This window comes from Eubacterium sp. BIOML-A2 (assembly GCF_009680135.1).
In the GTDB taxonomy this organism is placed as follows: domain Bacteria; phylum Bacillota; class Clostridia; order Lachnospirales; family Lachnospiraceae; genus Faecalicatena; species Faecalicatena contortus_B.
In genome coordinates this window covers 24,602-45,217 of record NZ_WKZK01000039.1, presented here as the reverse complement: position 1 = coordinate 45,217, position 20,616 = coordinate 24,602, and the positions used below count along the sequence as shown (strand labels likewise).

The following is a 20,616-nucleotide window of genomic DNA, read 5'->3' as shown; positions in this document are numbered from 1 at the left end:
GAAGTAAATACAGTATAATGTCCATGAGCATTGTCTCCTTGGTTTAAGGTTGGTTTGGCGATTGACATTATACCAGAAAAAGGGAGGTCAATGCTCTTTTTATTGCAAACTCCCATAAAATCAAGGTTTAACAATAAAAAAAGGTAGTGAAACTTGACACTACCATCCATAAACGGGAGGATTATATATGGAAAGAACCATCGAAAATTTAAAAGAAATGATTCGTGCAGGTAGAGGAATTATTCCTGCAGATATTGCCATTAGAGGAGGCCTCCTGGTTAACGTCATGACAAGCGAAATCTATCCTGCAGATGTTGCTATTTACAAGGATATGATTACGGCCGTCGGGAATATTGAACACTATATGGGATCTGAGACAAAAGTCATTGATGCGACCGGAAAGTACCTGGTTCCCGGGCTGATTGACGGACATATCCACAGCGAATGCAGCAAACTCAGCATCACCAGCTTTGCAAAAGCCGTGGTCCCCTGCGGCACAACTAGCATCATATCCGGACTGGACGAGTACATTTCCGTATCCGGGCTGGACGGACTGAAGGAAGTGCTGGCGGAAGTAAAGAAAAGTCCGCTCAAAGTATTCTGGGGTGCACCGTTCAAAACCCCATATACAATTCCGGAATCTACGGTAGCCTTCAACATTAAAAAGGAAGTTCATGCACAAGTGCAGCAGTGGCCGGAATGCTTCGGGGTATGGGAAACCGTGAGGGAATTTCTTCAGGAAGAAGACGAGGATACGCTGGGCGCAATTGAACAGGCATTTAAAAACCGCCTCCCTGTTTTCGGATGCGCGCCGATGGCCAGGGGGAAGGACTTAAACGGTTATCTCTGCGGCGGCGTCCGTCTGGACCATGAAAGCTATGACCACGAAGAAGTTGTGGAGAAGATTCGGAAAGGTATGCATATGCTGATCCGTGAATCCTCTGTTACACATTTTCTGGCGGAAAATATCCGCGCGGTCACGGAAGTCAACCCTCTGATGGCTCGCCGTGTCAGCTTCTGTACGGACGACGTAACCGCTACGGATGTGCTGGAGAAGGGACACCTGGACCATGTTGTCCGGCTGGCAATAGCCGCAGGCGTGGATCCTATGACGGCAATTCAGATGGGTACCATAAACAGCGCGGAAGCTTACCGCATCGATCATCTGGTCGGCTCCATCTCTCCCGGAAGAATTGCGGATATTCTGCTCGTAGATTCGCCGGAGGAATTCCATGTGGAGGCAGTCATTGCCAACGGCCGCCCCGCCGCGAGAGACGGCAGGCTTGCCTTTGAACTGAAAGCGCCGGAAAGAAGTTCTGTCCTCAAAAGTGTCTTGAAATGTAAGAAAACAACAAAAGCAGACTTTTCATACAAAACCTCCATCCAAAATGGTACAGCCGACGTACTGGCAATGGATGTCCAGGGGCCATTTGTACGCAAGAGAAGAGACGTTGTCTTAAAGGTAGAGAACGGGATTGTGCTTCCCGATCCCGAACAGGATGTGGCTCTCGTCTCCGTCCTGGAAAGGTTTGGACGAAACGGCAACCGTTCCCTCGCTTTTTGTTCCGGCTGGAACCTGAAAAAGGGAGCCATGGCTTCCTCCGCCGCACCGGATGACAATAACCTGATCGTGATGGGAGTCAGTGCAGAGGACATGTCGCTCGCCGTGAACTATCTGATCGAGCAGGGCGGCGGACAGGTCGTTGCCGCGGACGGCAAGATTCTGGAATTCCTGCCGCTGCCGGTAGGCGGTATTGCAAGCGATGAAGAACCGGAAACCATCGCAGCACAGGAAAAGCGTCTGAACAAGGCGGCGCAGGAGCTCGGCTCTACGCTGTCCGAACCACTGATGTATATGTTCTTCCTCCCGATCACCGCGATTCCGGATTACGCAATCACTGATGTGGGGCCTGTTGATTATACAAATCTGACTATTTTTGATCCGATTTTAAATCTGAGAGAACAATAGAACAGAATGTAACAGTTCAGGCTTGCCTAAACGGTTACAATAGAACAATTGTCCATAATGATTTCCAGCAAGGAGGAATATGCATGAATGAAATGAGCAAAGAGGCTCTGAAGGAACTGATCGACACAGCGGCCGGCAGAAACACCGCGGATATCGTCATCAAGAACTGCCGGATTGTTGACGTCTTAAACGGCAGTATCATTGAGGGCGATATTGCAGTGATCCGGGGATTGATTGCCGGAATCGGAAACTATGAGGGACGGGAAGAAATAGACGCAAAAGGAAAATATGCAGTCCCCGGCTTCATCGACAGCCATATTCACATCGAATCCGCCTATGTAAGCCCGGAAGAGATTGGACGCCTTCTGGTTCCCCACGGTGCCACTACCATAATCGCCGACCCACACGAAATCGTAAATGTATGCGGAATCCGAGGCCTGGATTACATGCTGCAGGCCGCCAAAGGCACTGCCCTGGATATCAAATATATGCTTCCCTCCTGCGTCCCGGCCACTCCCTTTGAACATGCAGGCGCCAATATAGATGCAGAGGCTATGAAAGGCCCGATTCAGGACGAAAGAATCCTGGGCCTCGGGGAGTACATGAACTTCCCCGGTCTGATTCATGGGTGTGAAAGCGATCTCGATAAAATTATGACCGCAAAAGAAATTGGAAAACTGATAGACGGCCACAGCCCCGGAGTCTCGGGCCGGGATCTGAATGCCTATGCCGCCGCTCTGATCCACACAGACCACGAATGTTCCACTGTGGAGGAGATGCTGGACCGCATTTCCCGGGGAATGTATGTACTCCTGAGGCAGGGTTCCGCATGCCACAACCTGAGGACTCTGCTTAAGGGTCTGACCCCTATGAACAACCGGCGCTGTCTGCTCTGCTCCGACGACCTCCAGCCCAAAACGATTCTGGAACAGGGGCATCTGGACAATCATCTATCCATCTGCGTGGAGGAGGGGATCGATGCAATTACCGCGATCCGAATGGCAAGCCTGAATGCAGCGGAATGTTTCCGTCTTTACGACCGCGGAGCCATCGCACCGGGCCTACGCGCGGACATCGTACTGCTCGATAATCTGAGAGACTTCTCCGTCTCCAAAGTCTGGATTGGGGGAACCCTTGCCGCTGCGGAAGGAAACTATCTGCTTCCGGTTGAAAAGCGGGATATCTCATCGGTTAAAGGAAGCTTTCATGTGAAAGATTTTTCAAAAAACAAACTGAAAATGCATCTGAAATCGAGACATGTTAACGTAATAGACATTCTACCAGGCGGCGTAGTAACCGGAAAAGGCACTGCCAACGTCGAACTGGATGAGACCGGTGACTTTGTCAGAGACCCCGATGTGGATCTTGTGAAAATAGCCGTGATTGAGCGCCACCAGGAGACCGGAAATGTTGCCGCCGCATTTCTGCGGGGCTACGGAATCAGGGAAGGCGCAGCCGCTTTATCTGTAGCCCATGATTCACATAATATCATTACCGTAGGCGTAACCGACGAGGATATGGAATTTGCCGTACAGGAGTTAATCCGCCAAAACGGCGGAATCGTTCTTGTAAAAGACGGGCATGTCACGGAATCTATGCCCATGCCCATCGGCGGCCTGATGAGCGACCAGAGCGGGGAGTGGGTAGATGATAAATTGACACGCATTCACCAGGCCGCCCATGAAGAGCTGGGAATCAGCAGAGATGTAGAACCTGTTATGACATTGTGCTTCATGTCACTGGCAGTCATCCCGGAAATAAAGCTGACCGATATGGGCTTATTCGACGTAACAAAGTTTGACTTTATTCCTGTGGAAGCAGAATAGATGGAGGTGGCGGGGTATTGAGAGAGAAGAAGGCGATTGTTCCTTTATTCCAAAGAGGAGATATTGGGGGAATGGCTTATTCCATCACCAATAATATTGTAAACTATCTGATCGTAATCGCTACTTTATCCGGTGTCCTGGGCTGGCCGGACGAGATTGTATACGGAAGAGTCATCCCCGGAATGTCAATCGGCCTGATGCTCAGTGGCTTTTACTACGCCTTTATGGCATACAGGCTGTCTAAAAGGGAAATGCGTTCGGATGTGACCGCGCTGCCTTCCGGAGTCTCCACCCCTGCCATGTTTGTAATTCTCTACGGTGTAATCATGCCGCTTCACTACGCTCTGGAGGATCCGGAACTGGCATGGTCCGCAGCCATTGCAGCCTGCTTTCTGGGAGGTGCGGTCGAATTCTTCGGCGGTTTCATCGGCCCCTGGATGAAGAGAAAAATCCCGAGGGCTGCACTGCTCGGAACCGTCGCCGGTATCGGATTCATCTGGATGGCGACACAGGGAGTATTTGACGTATTCAGCGATCCGGTCATCGGCATGCCGATCCTGATTCTTGCCCTGATCGGCGTATTCGGCGGTTACCTGTTTCCCGGGAAGATTCCTCCGCTTGTGGTCGCAATCGTGGGCGGCATCGTCTATGCCTTCTGTCTGGGGCGGACCAGCCTTGATTTCAGCGGGATCGGCTTTTATTTTCCGAACCCGGTAAACAGCATCCAGCATCTGTTAAGCGGCTTTGCCATAGTCGCTCCTTATCTCACGATTATCATCCCGATTGAGATCTATAACTTTATCGAGACAATGGACAATGTAGAGGCTGCAAACGCCGCCGGGGACAACTATCATGTACGGGAAGCGCAGTTTGCAGACGGTGTCTGCACCATGATCTCTGCCATATTTGGAGGCGTCGTACCGAATACCGTGTGGCTTGGACATGCCGGACTGAAAAAAGCAAAGGCCGGCATCGGCTATTCCTTCATCTCCGGTCTGGTGCTGGGCCTTGCCGGACTGCTAGGGCTCTTCACCTTCCTGAGCAGCCTGGTACCGCCGGCCGTCTGTGCCGTCACTTATCTATGGTGCGCCATCGTTATGGTGTGCCAGGCCTTCAAGGACTGCAGCAAAAAACACTATGCTGCAGTCGGAATCGCCATGATCCCGCCGGTTGCAGACTACCTGTTCACGCAGATCACGGGAGCCGCAGGCCTTGCCAATGTCTGGACGGAAACACTTCCGTCAGGATACTCCGGATACACACCGGACGTCACCCAGTCCCTGCTTGATGCAGGCGTTATGTGGAACGGTGTCCCGGCGGTCAAACCCGGAGCCATCATTATCGGAATCCTGCTGGGAACCATGACCGCATTTATTATAGATAAAAAATTAAATCTGGCGGCGGTAACAGCGCTCGCAGGGGCAGCGCTCTCCTTCTTTGGCTTTATACACAGCGCGGCTCTGGGGTTCTATCCGAAATCACCTTTTATGATTGGGTATCTTTCCATGGCGGTACTGTGCTTCATACTGCATCTGGGACGGAGCAGCTGGTTTAAGGGGCCCGATGATTTCGATTATGTGTAGCGGGGGCGGGGGGCTGGTATGGGGGCCGCTGTGCGGAATTGGAATATGCCTCTCCTGGATGCGGAATCAGGGCATAAGTGCCGCTAATCAAAATCGGAGCCGGCATATTCCAATTCCCCACAGCTGGTCGCATCATGACGGGAGACACCTCCTTCTGCACGGGGGATCTTGGGCGGGGGTGGCGAATTGAGTCGTTTTGTGGAAAAGTTAGGTGCCATGACTTTTTTATTTGGATGGAATCGTTAACCGGCTCGGCCGGCTTTTTTATTGAATGGATTGTCTTGTATTTTCGCGCAATCTTTGCATCTTTCTAACTCGTCTACGTCCATCTTACATAATGATTGTATAAATTCCCCGTTCCCACCCTCACAGATGCAGCCAATGTCTGGTAATAACAATTATTGATCACGATACATTTGTGCGCGGTCGGAGCTTAACAATTCTTGAGGAATCGAACCTCACATCTGCTCTTCAATGTTCGCCAGATACGACTTGCGCTGTCGCCGCGTGACATTCACTCTGCTTCTGCTACCAAACAATCATTCCCCTATCAAATCCGTGTTCCAGTTGGTTTCCTGTAATTTATTATCCAATAGCCGTAATTCTTTAGACAGCCTGTCGATTTCTGTCTGCCAGCCACTCACAGAAATAGCAGATTTTATCTTGATTTCCGTGTTTCTTGCCCGATATGATGTCTGGCTTCCAGAATAAACAATATCTTTATATACACTAAGTTTCAGCAAAAGCGTATCTTTTTTTGCTATAAGTTCTGTTAGTGTTTCGCCATCAATTTTAGTTTCACAATTTGTCTGATTGATATGGGCGATTAAATATGTCAGACGCTCAAGTGAATTATCTAATTCCTGCTTTAGTTTTTCCGGGTCTTCTGCTGTTTGTTCTCCCTCTTGTACTAATACATTATTATTTAGACGTTTTTTTAATTGTTCGATATTCCGGTTTATATCGGCTCTCTCTTGTAATGCCTCTGCAAGTTTCATAGCATATTCCTCCTAGTCTGTATAATTTATTTTGATATTCCGTTTTGTTTCTTCCATCATAACACGATTCCAGGAACATGGAAACTTTGCTTTTAATAAAGAGAGGAATTGCATCTCCTTTTCTGCAATTGCTTAATTCATTAAAATTATATTTTCTTGCCGGTATCACGAGTGCCTGACTGTCTCTTTTATGTTATACTAAATCATATCTACCGTTTACAGGCTGTCCCATAGACGGCTATTCATATAGGAAATACACCGGCTTAATCGAGCCGCAGGCTGTTTCCTTTCACTATTATCCGGAGGAAAACAAATGAATGAGCTAAAAGGTAAAAAATTCGTTGCATCCTACAGCAGCGGAAAAGACAGCACCCTGTCCATCTACAAAGCAATACAGTCCGGCATGATTCCCATGGGTCTGATCATGACCTACAACACAGACCGTGAACGCAGCTGGTTCCACGGAATCAGCCCCCAAGTCATCCATAAACTTGAGACATCCATGAGCCTTCCTATCAACCTGATCAAAACAAGCGGGGAGGATTACGAAAAAAATTTCGAAAAAGAACTCCTGACTCAGAAATCAGCAGGAGCCGAGGTCTGTGTCTTCGGTGACATCGACCTGGAAGAACATCTGGCCTGGTGCAGCGCGCGCTGCCAGAACACCGGCCTCCAGCCATGCTTTCCGCTCTGGCAGAAAAGCCGCAGGCAGGCCGTCCTGGAATTCCTTGAGGCAGGCTTCACCCCCCACATCACCGTAGTAGACACCGAACGAATGTCCCCTGACTACCTGGGCCTGCCCCTGACCACTGACCTCATAGCCGCTATGGAAAAAGATAACATCGACGTCTGCGGGGAAAACGGAGAATACCACACCTTCGTAACAGGAGGTCCCCTCTTCAAGACGCCCCTGGACATTAAATTCTCCGCCCCTATCCCCCGCGGCAGATACCTGACCCTCGAAGTCGAATAAAACATCCCTCATTCCATAATATACACTAAAAGCAGGCTATATCTCCCGGCAAGCCAGCCCCATCAAGCCGACATTCACCGTGGAATTCATCAGAATTCCACGGTGAATGTCGGTGGTTCCATATAAGAGTCCGATTTTGATATTAGAGGGCGTTAGCAAATGGCCCGCAGCCAAAATGCCCGTATGTGTCCCGCCGTACCTTCCCCGGCAGACTTTCAGCAGGCGGCCCCTTTCCCAATGCCCTCCCATGAAAATATATACGTTTAAAAAATCCCATGTTTTATCTGAATCCGGTTCATCTTTTCCCCAATCGGTTTGATAGTCAGCATCAGGAATACTACATTAGATACACAGTACGTAATCGTGACCGGCACCGCAGTTGCAAGCGCCCCCAGATACCTGTACCAATTCCAGCCTCCCTCAAGGCTGAACACTGTCCAGATATCCATAAGCCCTGAATAAGCGATACCTGAGAATATCCCGTAAAAAATCAGCGGCATACGGTGACGAAGAAGTGCCCGCAGCCCTGGGAATCCTGCGATCATTCCGATGATTCCCCAGGAAAACATTTGGAAAGGTGTCCACGGCCCCTGCCCGAAAAAGATATTGGAAACAACTGCCGATAGCGAACCTACCAGAAATCCGGATTCAGGCCCCATATAGATTCCTGTCAATACCACGATAGCCGTCACGGGTTTGAAAAAAGGGATCGGTCCAAAAATAAATCGTCCCACCACAGAAATTGCCGTCATCACTGCCAGCAGCACCATCCGCCGGATGCTCCCTTCCCGCTTCTCATATGCGAGATAAAAGGCACCGCATGCGATCAGTACAATCATGGCGGATACCAGATTGTATTTCCGGTCTGCCATCAGCCGGATCCCCAAAACAATCAAAAGGATAACCCCTGCCGTCAGGCAAATCCAGACTGCCACTCTTTTTTTTGTGTAAGGGAGGGTATTTTCCAGCAGATTCTCGTCTGCGTGCACGATCGTGTTTTCATTTTTTATGCCGTCACTTTCCCGCATATGCGTTTCCCCTCCTTCTGTATCCGTCCGTTCTGTCTGCACAGCTCAATGACATCCTCACAGGTCACTGCGTTCTCGTATCTCTGTCTGGAGATCCGGTTTGCCGCCGTGGTATAATAATTATTATTGCAGAAAAACTCTTCCGGAGTGTCCACAGATGTAATCTCATGGTCGAAAAACAGTCCGCACCGATCTGATACTCCTGCCGCAAATTCTACATCATGCGTGACCATTAAAATGGAAATTCCCCTCTGCTTTAATCCCTTTAAAAGCTTCTGCAACTGCATTTTTGACCATGCATCAATCCCTTTTGTCGGCTCATCCAGAAGCAGGAACCGTGGCTGAAGGAGAAGCACTTTGCCGATCGCGGCCTTCTGCTGCTCACCGCCGCTTAAGTCATAAGGATGCCGGTCCAGCAGATGACTGATTCCCATGAGCTCTGCTGTTTCTTCAATCTTTTCCTTCATCTCGGCCTCGCTGTATCCCATTACATGACGGATTTCATCATAATCCTCCCGGACAGTCATCTTAATAAAAACGGTCTGCGGATTCTGTGGAAGAGAGGCCAGATTCTTCACATATAATTCCTTACCGCTATACTTATGTATTCTTTTTCCAAATACTTCAAGCTTTCCCCTGTATGGCTTATAGGTTCCTGAAATTACGCTTAACAGAGTCGTCTTACCGGACCCGTTGCCGCCCAGAATACTGACTATCTCCCCTTCGTAAACTGTCAGCTCTACGCCTTCCAGCACATCAGGCAGATCTTTCTCATATCGGAAGCACACATCCTTCATACGCATGGTAATCTGTTTTCCATGGGTACTGTCCGTTTCCCGGTGCAGCCTTTTTATTTCATTATCATAATATTCTTCCAGAAAGCTTCTGCCATCCCGTACGGTCAGAGGACATTCGGCATCCCGTGCATCCAGCCCGTGATATATCCGAAGGGCACTGGGCAGTCCCAGAAGCATTTTGTGGTCTGCGTTCAGGCATTTCAAGTCTCTCCCTGCTTCCCTTGGGGATTCCATCAGAAGCATTTTCCCTTTGTCCATAATAAAAGCCCTGTCTGCCACAGGGAAAACCTCCTCAAGGCGGTGCTCCGTCAGCAAAATCGTCAGGCCCAGATCTTTATTGATCTTCACCAGTGTATTGATGAAGTCTGAAGCCGCAATCGGATCCAGCTGGCTGGTAGGCTCATCCAGTATCAGAAGCTTAGGCTGCATCGCCATAATCGAAGCCAGGTTCAGCAGCTGCTTCTGCCCGCCGGACAGTTCCGTCGTCTTCTTCCGGTACCAGTCATCAATCCCAAAAAAGCAGGCCATCTCAGCCACCCTCCTGCGGATCACGGGCGTCGGCACACCCATATTCTCCAGGCCAAAGGCCAGCTCATGCCACACCTTATCTGTGACAGTCTGGTTCTCCGGATTCTGGAGAACATATCCGATATCACAAGCGGCCTCCCGCTCAGAGAGCTGCTTCTGCTCTACACCGCAGAACCAGATCTTTCCTGTAATATCCCCTGCAGGGGCCAGTTCCCTCTTCAAGAGCCGAAGCAGAGTCGTCTTCCCGCATCCCGACTCCCCGCAGACAACTATAAATTCCCCTTCCTGTATCTCGAATGAGACATCTTCCAGCGCCGGAGCCATCCTGCTGGTGTCCTTTGCCTGCTTTGGATAGGTAAAGGTTAGATTCTCTACTTTCAGTAATTCCATGTTACGATTCTCCTTTAGTTTCATTATCCCTGACATACAAAGCAGGGCCGTTTGTGCACTCTTTAAAATTTTAAAAACCTATTACTTTTACTAATTATAAAAAGTGTTTTCAATCTTTTTTCATAAGGCCGTCTTTGCACCCTGAAAAATCAGATTTTCGACCTCAGATATTTTCCGGTCAGTTTCCCTCTGGCCTCTATGATGCCCGGTATAAGATAAAAAGCAAAAATAATCAGATACCTTACGATATCCAGCGGCCCCCGCTGCAGCTGCGCCACATAGGGATAATAATAGAAAGCAAAGCCCCCCGCCGCAAAGCTGGCCAGGATTAAAACCGTGAAGCAGCCTATACTTCCAAGAAGAATTCCGTCTCTCCTTTTAAAACGGAACAAAGAAAAATTTGTCCGCCCATGAAGACCGTAGCCCCTGGCTTTCATCGCATCTGCCGTGTCAATAGAGTTCTCCATGGACCAGGACACTAGACTGTCAAACACGCGTATCCCGCCTTTTATCCTGTCAGGTACACTGTCCGTAGCATAAAGCCCCATCGTCTTCTGGGACTGGTTGATCTTTCGGATCTGATATTTAAACAGGGGAATAAAACGAAACGCCATAGAAAGAATCAGCCCCAGCTTAGGAATCACCTTTCCAAACAGATAAAGGAATTTATCCGTGGTCAGAACGGCACTGTAGCACCTGCACCACAGCAGGACGCTTACAATCATCAGCGATGCCGCTCCTCCATAGATAAAAGCCTCCAGCGTCACTGGATTATCATTCATGAAAAATAAAATTGTCTCTCCATTATGGACAAATATTGGATTGGTCACTGCCATTGGCACAAACAGGCAGAGCGAAAATAACAGTTCCTTAAGCGTTTTCCGAAGGCCGTTTAAGGCCCCGAAGAACAGGAATCCGCCGGCCAGTGACGCAAAAATGACCACCGGATGCCTGCTTACCATAGAAAAACAAACTACCAGAATATAATATATAAACAGCACTGCCGGATGAAAGCTTTCAAATCCATTCATGACTTATCCTTCTCTTTCTGCATATCTGCACCATTGTATTCGTTCCCTACATCTCTGCCCAGGTCACAGGTATAGATCCACTCGATTTTATCATGATTTTTCATCTCGTAGGTACTGCATCCTTTTCCCGGATAATCTCCGTTTACCCTGAACATCCATCCGGACAACTTTCCGCAGGAAAACTCGTAGAGATAATTGATCCCCTTAATATACGCGCTGCCGTATGCATTGTTCTCAATCCCCTGATACTCCATCTGAATCTTGTTGTAACGGCAGACCCGGTTCAGAATATCAAATGCCGTGTCCCCCGGCCGGAGGACATAAGTAGTTTCCGGCAGGATGACACCGTCAGAAGGCACATACTTCTCATCACGCAGCTGTGGGTCCAGCTTGTCCCAGTTATCCAGGACCGTGTCACAGCGGATACTGATGGTCACCGTTTCCGAGTCCTTTTTGATGTCCTCCATATGGGTCAGATAATACTCGTCAACAGACTGGATTTTCGTGCCGGAAGCCAGAATTGCCACCAGCAGTATCACAACACCAATCATTATAATATTCTTTTTCAAATCTTTCCCTCATTTCTCCCGCCGTTTCTACCAGTCATCATCGTCGTCATCTGTACTTATACTGTTGTCAGAATCAGGATCAGATAACATTTTTTTCTTTTTGCGGTTATTGAGCATCATAATTATAAAAATCATTACGATCAGCACAATCACTGCAGCGATACCTGCAGTGATAAGAGCTGTACGGTTTTTCGTATCTTCCAGCGCCTCTTCGCCGCTTTTTTCCTGGTCTGCTTTCAGCTCAGGCAGAGAGTTGCCTGCTTTCTCTATCTCCTCTGCAGAAACCGTCGGGGCATCCGACAGATCGAAGGTGTTACATTTTCCTTCCTTCAGGCGGCAGACAGCTTCCAGACCGTACATGGCCTGATAGCCGGCCATATTATTTCCTTCGGTTTCCTCTTTCTCTGCATCCAAACTGTGAACGATACTGCCGTCTTCCAACTGGAATTGTCTCAATCCGTCCAGCAAAGTATTGCCATTCTTTATAAACTGTTCGTCAGTATCAGGATCACGCCCCCATGAAGCCAGGGCCATCAAAGCCCAGCTGGTGCTTTCAGATGTCCGCTGCTCATAAGTGACCATACTGCCGTCTTCATGCTGCATACCGGAAATACAGGTAAATGCTGCTTCTGCCGCTTTATCCACGGTTTCTGTGACTGTCTGGCCGGTTGTTTCACTTGTAAATGTATACTGTACTTCTGAACCTGCATAAGGCGCCAGTGCGGTCAATGCCATGGAAGTCAGATCCACATCCGATGCATCTGTCTTAATCAAACCGAATCCTCCGTCTTCCAGCTGTCTGGATAAAATGGAGGTTACAAGCTTCTCTCTTGTCCATTCTGCATCCTGGGGCTCTTCCCATGCTTTGCTGTCAACAGCCATCAGCGCCCAGATGTAACCGTTGATTCCCTGCTTTCCCGGGTCTCCCCATATACTGTTCCAGATGCCGTCATCTAACAGATTAATGGAATTCCCCTCCGGATCTTTACCGAATGCTTCGGGATTTCCGCCGCACGCTTTAATAGTAATAATCATCCGGTATATATCTGACAAACGATACTTTTTTCCATTGCCTTCCGTATCCTGATATAATTTTTCCACCACGTCCTGCAGCCTGCTCAAATATGCAGCCTGGTTATCTTCTACACCCATTCTGCTGATATTAAAGGCAATCCAGTCACTGCCGCCCTCTCCTGCACCATCCAGCAGATCTCCGGCTAAAATCTGATTTTCACCGCCATTCGCATATTTCCAGTTTAAAATCATATCCTGCATCCCACGCAATTCTGCCACTGAGTTCTCAGCCGCGTAAGCGGTTACTGTCCTCGGATAGGCGGCGGTAACCGCTGCTGCCAGGAGCAAAAATACCGCCAGTACTTTATGCAGCACCCTTTTTTCTATATTTCTATACATTCTATTCATCTTTAGAACACTCCCTCTTTTTTCAAAAGCCATTAAAAATGAACTCTCTTTTCCTTTCGCTTGTGTGCTGACTTGCGAAGAGCAACAGCAAACGTTCCTGTCGTTACCATACATACAGCCAGGATGATTCCAAGAACCAGCAGGAAACGCTTCCGTGCCGCTGTCTTTTTTTGTTCTGCTGCAAGATTCGCTGTCTCTTCTGTATTTGTTCCGTCCAGTTCATCCTCCAGCCAGGAGGGAAGCCCTCCATCCTGGTCATCGTTATCATCTACTCCCACACCGGCCTCTGCTGTCTCTTCTTTGTTCTCTTTATCTTCTTCCCCGCCGGATGTTTCTCCGTTCTCCGTCCCTGAGCCGCCATCCCCGTTGTTCTTATTGGCCTCTTGCAGCGTTTTGTCATTCGTTGGAATTTCCTCCGGTGTGTCATTATTATCTACCTCAGGAGTTTCCAATGCTGCAAATGCTGCCTCGGCATTCTCCAGTACAGACAGGTTGGTGATTCTTCTCTGCTCATCCGGTGTCAGGTTATTGTAGGCACTGCGTGCAGCCTCCAATTGGGGACCGCTTGTCTGGCTTACCGTTCCGATCTGGTCGATCATTTTTATTACCTGCTGGATAGCTGACAGCGATTCGTAGAGAATTGTCGCTGCTTCCAGCATGTCGTAATTGTGTACAAGCTCCTGCTGAGCCCCGGACAGCCCATTATAGGCGCTGATTGCAGCCATAATAACATTACGGCTTTCCAGTGTCACATCTCCTATTGCTTCTATCATTTCAATTACATTCTGTGCCACTGTAAGGTTCTGGTAGGTTGCTATTGCATTTTGAAGAACCGGATAATCATTCACAAGGGCCTTCTGGTCATCTGTCAATTCGTCATATGCCCTCTGAGCCTCTGCTATCACATCCCATTTGTCCATGGTAATGTCCCCGATTGCCGCGATCATCCCCGCAACAACAGATGCACACAGCTTATTGTATGCCGCTTCTGCCTCGGTCAGTTTTCCAGGATAGCTGACAAGTACTTTCTGGTTTTCTGTTAGTGCATCGAATGCATTTCGGGCCGCATCAATGGCCTCTTTGCTGTCCGCGGTTACTTCACCAATTGCTTCAATAAGTTCGTCAACTATAGCAGCCATCTCCTTATCCATTTCTGTGGCCTCATACTCTTCTTCCAGCTTTTCCCATTCAGCTTCCGCATCCAGCAGTACCTGGACGTTTGTTACCAGTTCTTTCTGCCTGTCTGTTAACTTGTCGTAAGCACTTCTTGCAGTCTGAATTGACGTTTTCACATAAGGTATATATATTACCTCACCAATCTCTCCGATATAAGTCTCAACCTCCTCTGCGGCTTTCCGATTCTCATTATACTCATGCTCCCACGCTGTTTCTTCATAGTCGATATTTGCCTTCGCTTCATTCAAATGACGGGTGACCTCTTCCAGGTCAAGCGACATTAAAATATACTTTCTCGCTTCTTCAATATACTTCAGAATCTTTGTTTTTTCCTCATCACGGTACTCACTGAGATCTACGTAGTGTTCAATTTCATAGATGGCATTATCTTTAGCTGCCTGCAGCTCCCGATCATTGGACTCGGCCTTTGTTTCAACCTCGTCAATCATATTCCTTGCCTGGGTTAATGCCGCGTTAATTGTCTCAATATCCTCTGCTTCCTGAATCTGTGCCGTTCCTTCCTCAATCAGCTGCTGAATAATACTCCAGTTTTCCCCACTGTAATCTTCTGCTTTTTTATAGTTCTGAAGTGCTGAAACCGCTCCTGTCCTAAAATCATCCACCGTTATCTGCCAGCTCAGGATCGGATAGCCGTTCTGATATTCCAGGTAATCCCGGATAAAGCAGCTGCCGCCCCCGTTCAGGGCATTTAGCGCATCGTCACTGTGCAACGCGTCCGACTCCAGAAATCTTCCTGACGCTGAGAAATCTTCTGACCCGCCAACCAGGTCAATCTTCTGAGAGTCACTACGTTTCAGTGCATATAACACCTCATAATCACCCGGATTGAAATCTCCAAATATTGCCCCTGCTTTTAAGCCCGATTCATTCAGATTAACAGAACCGGAAGTGTAGCACCATTTGATACTGGATCCTGTAAAAGCACCGCCAACCAGGCCGCCTGAATTATACTTAGCAGAAATTTCTCCGCAATTATAACTTGAATAGATTTCGGATCCTCTACCGCCGACTGCCCCCGCCAAACCGCCTGCTGTATGGCTTGACTGTACAGTTCCTGCATTATAACTGGTCTGTAATCTGACAGAAGGTCCAATTTGTCCAATCAGGCCGCCTGCCGCATAGCTGATCCCGCCTTTTCCCGCAGGACCTATGACCACAGATCCGGTGTTTGAACAGTTTGATACAGCCACATTGGCCGCATAACCTACAATACCACCGGATCCGCCTCCTAAGGCCTTTATCTGATCCTGTCTGATGCTGACGCTGCTATGGCAGTTTATCATCTGGCTCTGGTTAGCTGAATCGGCTCCATACACATAGGCTGCAACCCCTCCTGCATAATCCACTTTGCCATCTGCCTGAATTGTACCCGAAACCGAAAGGTTCTGAATCACCTGGTTTTTGCCGCGCAGCTGACCGAACAGTCCCGAATAAATATCTGCCCGTTCAATAAAAAGCCCCCTGATCTGGTATCCCTTACCGTCAAAGCTTCCTGTATATGCTTTTGTATTGCCAATCGGTTTCCAGTTTTTAAAACCGAGACTGATGTCATTACACAGTTCGCCGCTGATCCCCTCTGCATCTTGCACGGTGTTTACCTGATTTGCAAACCAAGCCAGCTCACTTCCACTCGTAATCTGATAAATCCCCCGTTCACTCACTGCCGGCTCAGTCAGGGTCTTACCATCCCATGCACCTGCCTCAGGAATCTGGTCGATCACCGCATCAATACTATTTTGCCCTTCTGCCAGGCCGCTTGTAACTTCCGCAGCCGTTTTCGCCTGTGTAATCACTTCCAAGGCTTTCTCACGTGCTAAACGAATCTTAAACATCCAGAGACTGTCGTAACTTTCATCTGCACGGTAATCCGTCATTTGCTGGATAGCATCTGCCCGTAATTCTTCCAGCCTCTTATCTGCCTCAAAACCTGCAATTCTTGCATCCAGCGTATCTCGTCCGTCCCTGAGCAGCAGGCGCACCTCCTCTGGTGTCTCAGCCGCATTCATTTTTTTACGGTAATCGCTCACTACAGAATCCAGATTCTGCTTCTGCCCTTCTGTCAGATCAGGATGCTTATCAATGAGCCTGCTCCGATAATTCTCCAGCGCTATTATGCTGTTATCAATCGCTTCCATTAATTCATTATCCGCATCGATTCCCGGTTTCACTTCTTTCAGCTTTCCGCGTGCCTCCTCCATGACCGTATCCAACTCTTCCTGGTTTATAACTGCTCCCAATTTGTCCTTATAATCTTTGACTAATTTTTCAATCCGAGGATAATTTTTTCCATATTTTTTCCGGTTTGCCGCTGTCAGCCAGCCATTCAGCTCCATCAGGGAATCATCGATTGCAGACAGCAGCGCAGACGGAAGACCCTGCCATACCAACTTCGGATAACCATTGTTCTGGATATCATAGGTATCGGCCATAGTGAAGCCATTGCCTAGTTTTTCAATCATTCCCGCGCTCTTCAATTCTGCTTCCGTTAACATAAGCGCCTCACCCAGAATCTGAATGCCCCTGTCACTTGTTGCCCCAACCGGATTCAGACCTTTATCCGGAGTAGCAAGTCCATAAACGGTGCCATAAGCACCGCTGATCAGATAGCCGATAATCCCCCCCCGCCTGCTATTCATGTTATTACTAAATTGCACAGTGGAGTAGGCGTTTTCAATTACAGGCCTCGGCGGAAGTTTCTCCTGTGTCCAGTTGTCATAGCCCGCTTCTCCTACAATACCGCCCATCTGAGCACCTGTTCCGGTTCCGTATGTAGCCATATCGCCCAAGCTGTAAACATTACGTACGGCACATTCTTTTTCCGTTCCATCTGTGTACAGACCTGTCGTGGATACACGTCCGGCAATTCCGCCGGCAGTCGAATTGGCTTTTATTGTCCCGTAGTTACAGCTTGCATTGATCTCTGAACCGCCTTTAACTGCTCCGGCAATACCCCCGACGCAAATGTATCCCTGTACAGTAGCACTATTCATACAATTCGTCACCTGGGCATTTGCTCCGTAAACCAGACCGGCAATTCCGCCCACATGATTCTGGGCAAAAGCAATGATTGTAGACAGCTTTCCTTCATTGGTACAGCGCATCACTATCCCTTTACAGATTCCAACAATACCGCCTAAATTCCGGTACATAGCTTCTCCGTCCATCGTTGTCCGCGCATAATTTGTACAATTCGTAATCTGCCCGCTCTTCAGATATCCTGCGATACCGCCGCTGCCGACATATAGCTCATCGCTTCCCCCTATCAGTCCGTAATTCCCATAATTCTGCAGTACTTTTCCCAGAACTGTCACATTTTTGACATTTCCTCCGTCAATAACTCCAAAAAGCCCCGCATAACGGTGTTCGGGATCCTTTTGGGTGATTTCGGCCCGCATATAGACGACTTTCTGACCATTTCCGTCAAAGTTTCCCTTGTAGGGATTCTCTTCTGTATCTCCAATCATCGTCCAATTATGGTTCGTATTATAGTTGTTCAAGTAAATATAGTTTTCCAGTCTTCCGTTTATCTCGCCATTCCCGCGGTTTACTTCTGCTGCAAACCAGGCCAGCTCCGCCCCCGTGCGGATCAGATACGTTCCGTATTCATCCAGATCCGGAACCGTCATCGTTTTCCCGTCCCATGGATTCTCAACGGATGCGGCCTGAACCTCCGAAAGAAACGGGGAAATCGGCGTGACAGACATCGTAAATATCAGGATCAATGCCAGTATCCGTGCCAGAACCCTTTTTTGTGATTTTTTGTTTTTTTCCCTCATTTCTTCCTCCTTGCAGCTTCCTTTTATTCATAACCCCGGCATATTTGTTCTATTACAGGAAATAGATATATTTCAGACGGAACTTCTGTATGATGCTTCCATTCTTATAGATCCGATTCCAGATCTTATTTTTAAATGCATCCTGCATTTCCCGCTGTTCCTCTGTAATCTCATGGTCACTGTAGACCGCCTCCTGACGGATTCTCACGATCTCCTCATATTGTGCCGCTGTTTCTTCGTCAAACATATCCCCCACCGGTTCTCTGTAATCGTAAAGGGACGTGTTCCTTATATCCAGTCCGGCCACGGACAGAATATTCATACTGTACTCAAAGAGCGCCCTGATCGCCAGCCTTCTGTCCGCAGAGCCAAACAGCTTTTTCGTCTTCCTGCTTTTGTGTCTCTGCAGCAGGATCCAGATTAGAAATACAAGCATAACCAAGAGCATGAGACAGATTCCTGCTATTAAAACAATCTCCAGAATCAGAAGCCAGTCAATCTCGTCTTCCTCTTCTTTCTTCTGCTCTTCCTTTTCTTCCTCCGGCTCATCGGGCTGGTTCTCCGATCCCTGGCCTGAAAGCCCGGAAATATCCTGGAAATCCTCCGCTTTATCCATAGTACCTATGTACGATGGGGTAACCTCAAAGGGCAGCCAGCCAACACCGTCCTGATAGTATTCCACCCAGGCATGGGCATGAGTATCATCCAGAATATACGGTTCTCCTGCCGTCATTGCTTTGACATCCTCCGGCGTAATCAGATATCCTTCCACATAACGGGACGGGATCCCATAGTAACGGAACATCATAGCCGCTGCACTTGCAAAATGTACAGAATATCCCTTTTTAGAATAATTCAGAAATTCCTGTATGAAATCCGACCCGTTCCAGCTTCCCTCCAGCTTCTTCGTATCCGTATAATCTGCCGTCAGCACGTACAGTATATTTTGTTTCGCCTCTGCATAGTCCACATGCTTTTCACCCTGTTCTGTCTCTCCCGTATCGATAAGATCATGCAAGACAGACGTAAGTTCAAATGGGATATCCAGATAGGTAGCATAAACAAATTCATTGTAGAATTCTTCGTTTCGCTTGTATGCTTTCCCCGCTTCCGTAAGATTCTTCTCATCCAGCAGCCTGGCATCGTAGGCCGGGTATTTGGTCACCTGGTTAGAAAGCGCCTGAAATACATATTCTCGTTCTCCATTCCAGCCTCCGGCAATCAGTCCGGCATCTCCTATTTTCTGGGCATCCATCCTGGTCTGCAGATCCGCTTCTTTCACCGACTGTAATTCATATGGCACATAACAGTACTTGGAACTGCCCGCCAGGTTCCTGACCGCGACTGTATTCTTTTCTTCCGCAGCCGCCTCTTCATCCAGCGCCACTGCCGCATCTCCCAGACATTCTTGTCCGTAGAATCCCCCCTGGTGGAGCCAATAAAACAAATTTCTTCCCTCCCAGAGCTTTTCCGACGGAATATCTGTCCATCCGGTACCCGTATACTGACTGCCGGTATACCCTCTCAGGTAATAGGACTCCGGTGTTGTCATGGTCACTTCCAGTACCGGCTTATTTTCGGTTTCAAAAGATCCAAGCCCTTTAAACCGGCCCTCCGGAAGAACCTCTGCGTCCCCGCTGTAGCGTGACTCTTCCATCATAGACTTCCAGGTTTCTTTCCATCCTGCAAATAAATCATCCTCCGTAACAGTGGTCTTCCCAAGTACAATGCTGCCCCCCAAAAGCAGGAGAGCACTTCCCGCTGCCACGAGGGCGAATACCTGGAGAGAAGCCAGACGCTGTTTCCCTGCCGGAACCATCTCCCCATGCCCCCGTATCCACACGGCAAGCAGGCATAAGAAAGAACCTATATTCCATAACAGTTCCGGAGCGATCCCGACAACCATCTGCACCAGCAGAATAAACACAATCTGTATACCCAGAAGAAGTCTGTTTCCGGTCCGGACCAGATATTGCCCTAACACTGCAAGCATTCCGGACATCCAGGCCAGTGCAGCATACATGCAGGCCGTCTCCATTGTTCCCTCTGCCGCCACATAATAAGCCGGCAAAAGATAGGGATACTGCTTTCCCAGTACGTCTACCGCATGATTATATAAAATATGTATGCCGTCGTTCCAGATATCCCTAAACATCAGGACCGTAACCGCCAACAGGCCACACCATGCCGCGATCTTTAAAAAACGGGCTTTTCCCCTGCCCGCTCCGGCCAGGAGCATCAGCAGGGCAATGACTCCCTGCATACCTGCGAACAATCCCGGACTGACCGGAATCTGAAACGCCGATACCAGCCATCCTGTGCTTCCGGCCAGATACAGCCACAAAAAAATCCAGTCCACAAGATAAGCCGCTGCTCTGTTTTTCTTATTTCCCTGTTTTTCAACGCTGTACAGATGAAATGCTTTCTGTTCAGCAGCCTTCGCTTTTTTCGTTGTTTTCTCTACCATTTGCTTATCTTCCGCCACTTCTCTTGATATATTCTTAATATGCTTTCATTTACAACTGCAGT

At 48.5% G+C, this 20,616-nt stretch carries 12 protein-coding genes; 4 read left to right on the top strand and 8 right to left on the bottom strand.

Annotated elements, in window-relative coordinates:
* Positions 1-187 precede the first annotated feature (187 nt).
* From GKG43_RS14040 to GKG43_RS14030, 3 genes are all read left to right on the top strand, one after another.
* A complete protein-coding gene (locus GKG43_RS14040) occupies positions 188-1,969 on the top strand; it encodes an adenine deaminase C-terminal domain-containing protein (protein WP_055154561.1) in 1,782 nt (593 codons plus the stop codon).
* 83 nt (positions 1,970-2,052) lie between these two features.
* Entirely contained in the window at positions 2,053-3,795 is a 1,743-nt protein-coding gene (ade, locus tag GKG43_RS14035) for an adenine deaminase (RefSeq protein ID WP_330377726.1), read from the top strand.
* A 17-nt stretch (positions 3,796-3,812) separates the two neighbouring features.
* Entirely contained in the window at positions 3,813-5,378 is a 1,566-nt protein-coding gene (locus tag GKG43_RS14030; RefSeq protein ID WP_055154559.1) for a hypothetical protein, read from the top strand.
* A 539-nt stretch (positions 5,379-5,917) separates the two neighbouring features.
* On the opposite strand, the gene GKG43_RS14025 is transcribed toward GKG43_RS14030, so the two are convergent.
* The gene (locus tag GKG43_RS14025; RefSeq protein ID WP_025655123.1) at positions 5,918-6,376 is read right to left on the bottom strand and encodes a DIP1984 family protein; all 459 of its coding nucleotides are present in this window, start codon (positions 6,374-6,376) and stop codon (positions 5,918-5,920) included.
* A gap of 313 nt (positions 6,377-6,689) precedes the next feature.
* On the opposite strand from GKG43_RS14025, the gene GKG43_RS14020 reads away from it, so the two are divergent.
* A complete protein-coding gene (locus GKG43_RS14020; RefSeq protein ID WP_025655122.1) occupies positions 6,690-7,349 on the top strand; it encodes an ATP-binding protein in 660 nt (219 codons plus the stop codon).
* Positions 7,350-7,612: 263 nt separating this feature from the next.
* Here the strand turns inward: GKG43_RS14020 and GKG43_RS14015 are convergent, their stop codons facing one another.
* The 7 genes from GKG43_RS14015 to GKG43_RS13985 form a co-directional block, all read right to left on the bottom strand.
* The gene (locus GKG43_RS14015; RefSeq protein WP_025655121.1) at positions 7,613-8,377 is read right to left on the bottom strand and encodes an ECF transporter S component; all 765 of its coding nucleotides are present in this window, start codon (positions 8,375-8,377) and stop codon (positions 7,613-7,615) included.
* The gene (locus tag GKG43_RS14010; RefSeq protein WP_055154555.1) at positions 8,356-10,092 is read right to left on the bottom strand and encodes an ABC transporter ATP-binding protein; all 1,737 of its coding nucleotides are present in this window, start codon (positions 10,090-10,092) and stop codon (positions 8,356-8,358) included. Before GKG43_RS14010 ends, GKG43_RS14015 begins: the two co-directional genes overlap by 22 nt.
* A 149-nt stretch (positions 10,093-10,241) precedes the next feature.
* Positions 10,242-11,123: an energy-coupling factor transporter transmembrane component T gene (locus GKG43_RS14005; RefSeq protein WP_025655119.1), complete on the bottom strand. Its 882-nt coding sequence runs from the start codon at positions 11,121-11,123 to the stop codon at positions 10,242-10,244.
* Positions 11,120-11,692, bottom strand: coding sequence for a DUF4430 domain-containing protein (locus GKG43_RS14000; protein ID WP_025655118.1), 573 nt, complete (start codon positions 11,690-11,692; stop codon positions 11,120-11,122). Before GKG43_RS14000 ends, GKG43_RS14005 begins: the two co-directional genes overlap by 4 nt.
* A 27-nt stretch (positions 11,693-11,719) precedes the next feature.
* A complete protein-coding gene (locus GKG43_RS13995; RefSeq protein ID WP_129879220.1) occupies positions 11,720-13,114 on the bottom strand; it encodes a hypothetical protein in 1,395 nt (464 codons plus the stop codon).
* Positions 13,115-13,146: 32 nt separating this feature from the next.
* On the bottom strand, positions 13,147-18,087 hold the full coding sequence (locus GKG43_RS13990) for a hypothetical protein (RefSeq protein WP_129879219.1): 4,941 nt from the start codon (positions 18,085-18,087) through the stop codon (positions 13,147-13,149).
* A 52-nt stretch (positions 18,088-18,139) separates the two neighbouring features.
* Positions 18,140-20,554, bottom strand: a complete 2,415-nt coding sequence (locus tag GKG43_RS13985; RefSeq protein WP_025655114.1) for a transglutaminase-like domain-containing protein — start codon at positions 20,552-20,554, stop codon at positions 18,140-18,142.
* Positions 20,555-20,616 lie beyond the last annotated feature (62 nt).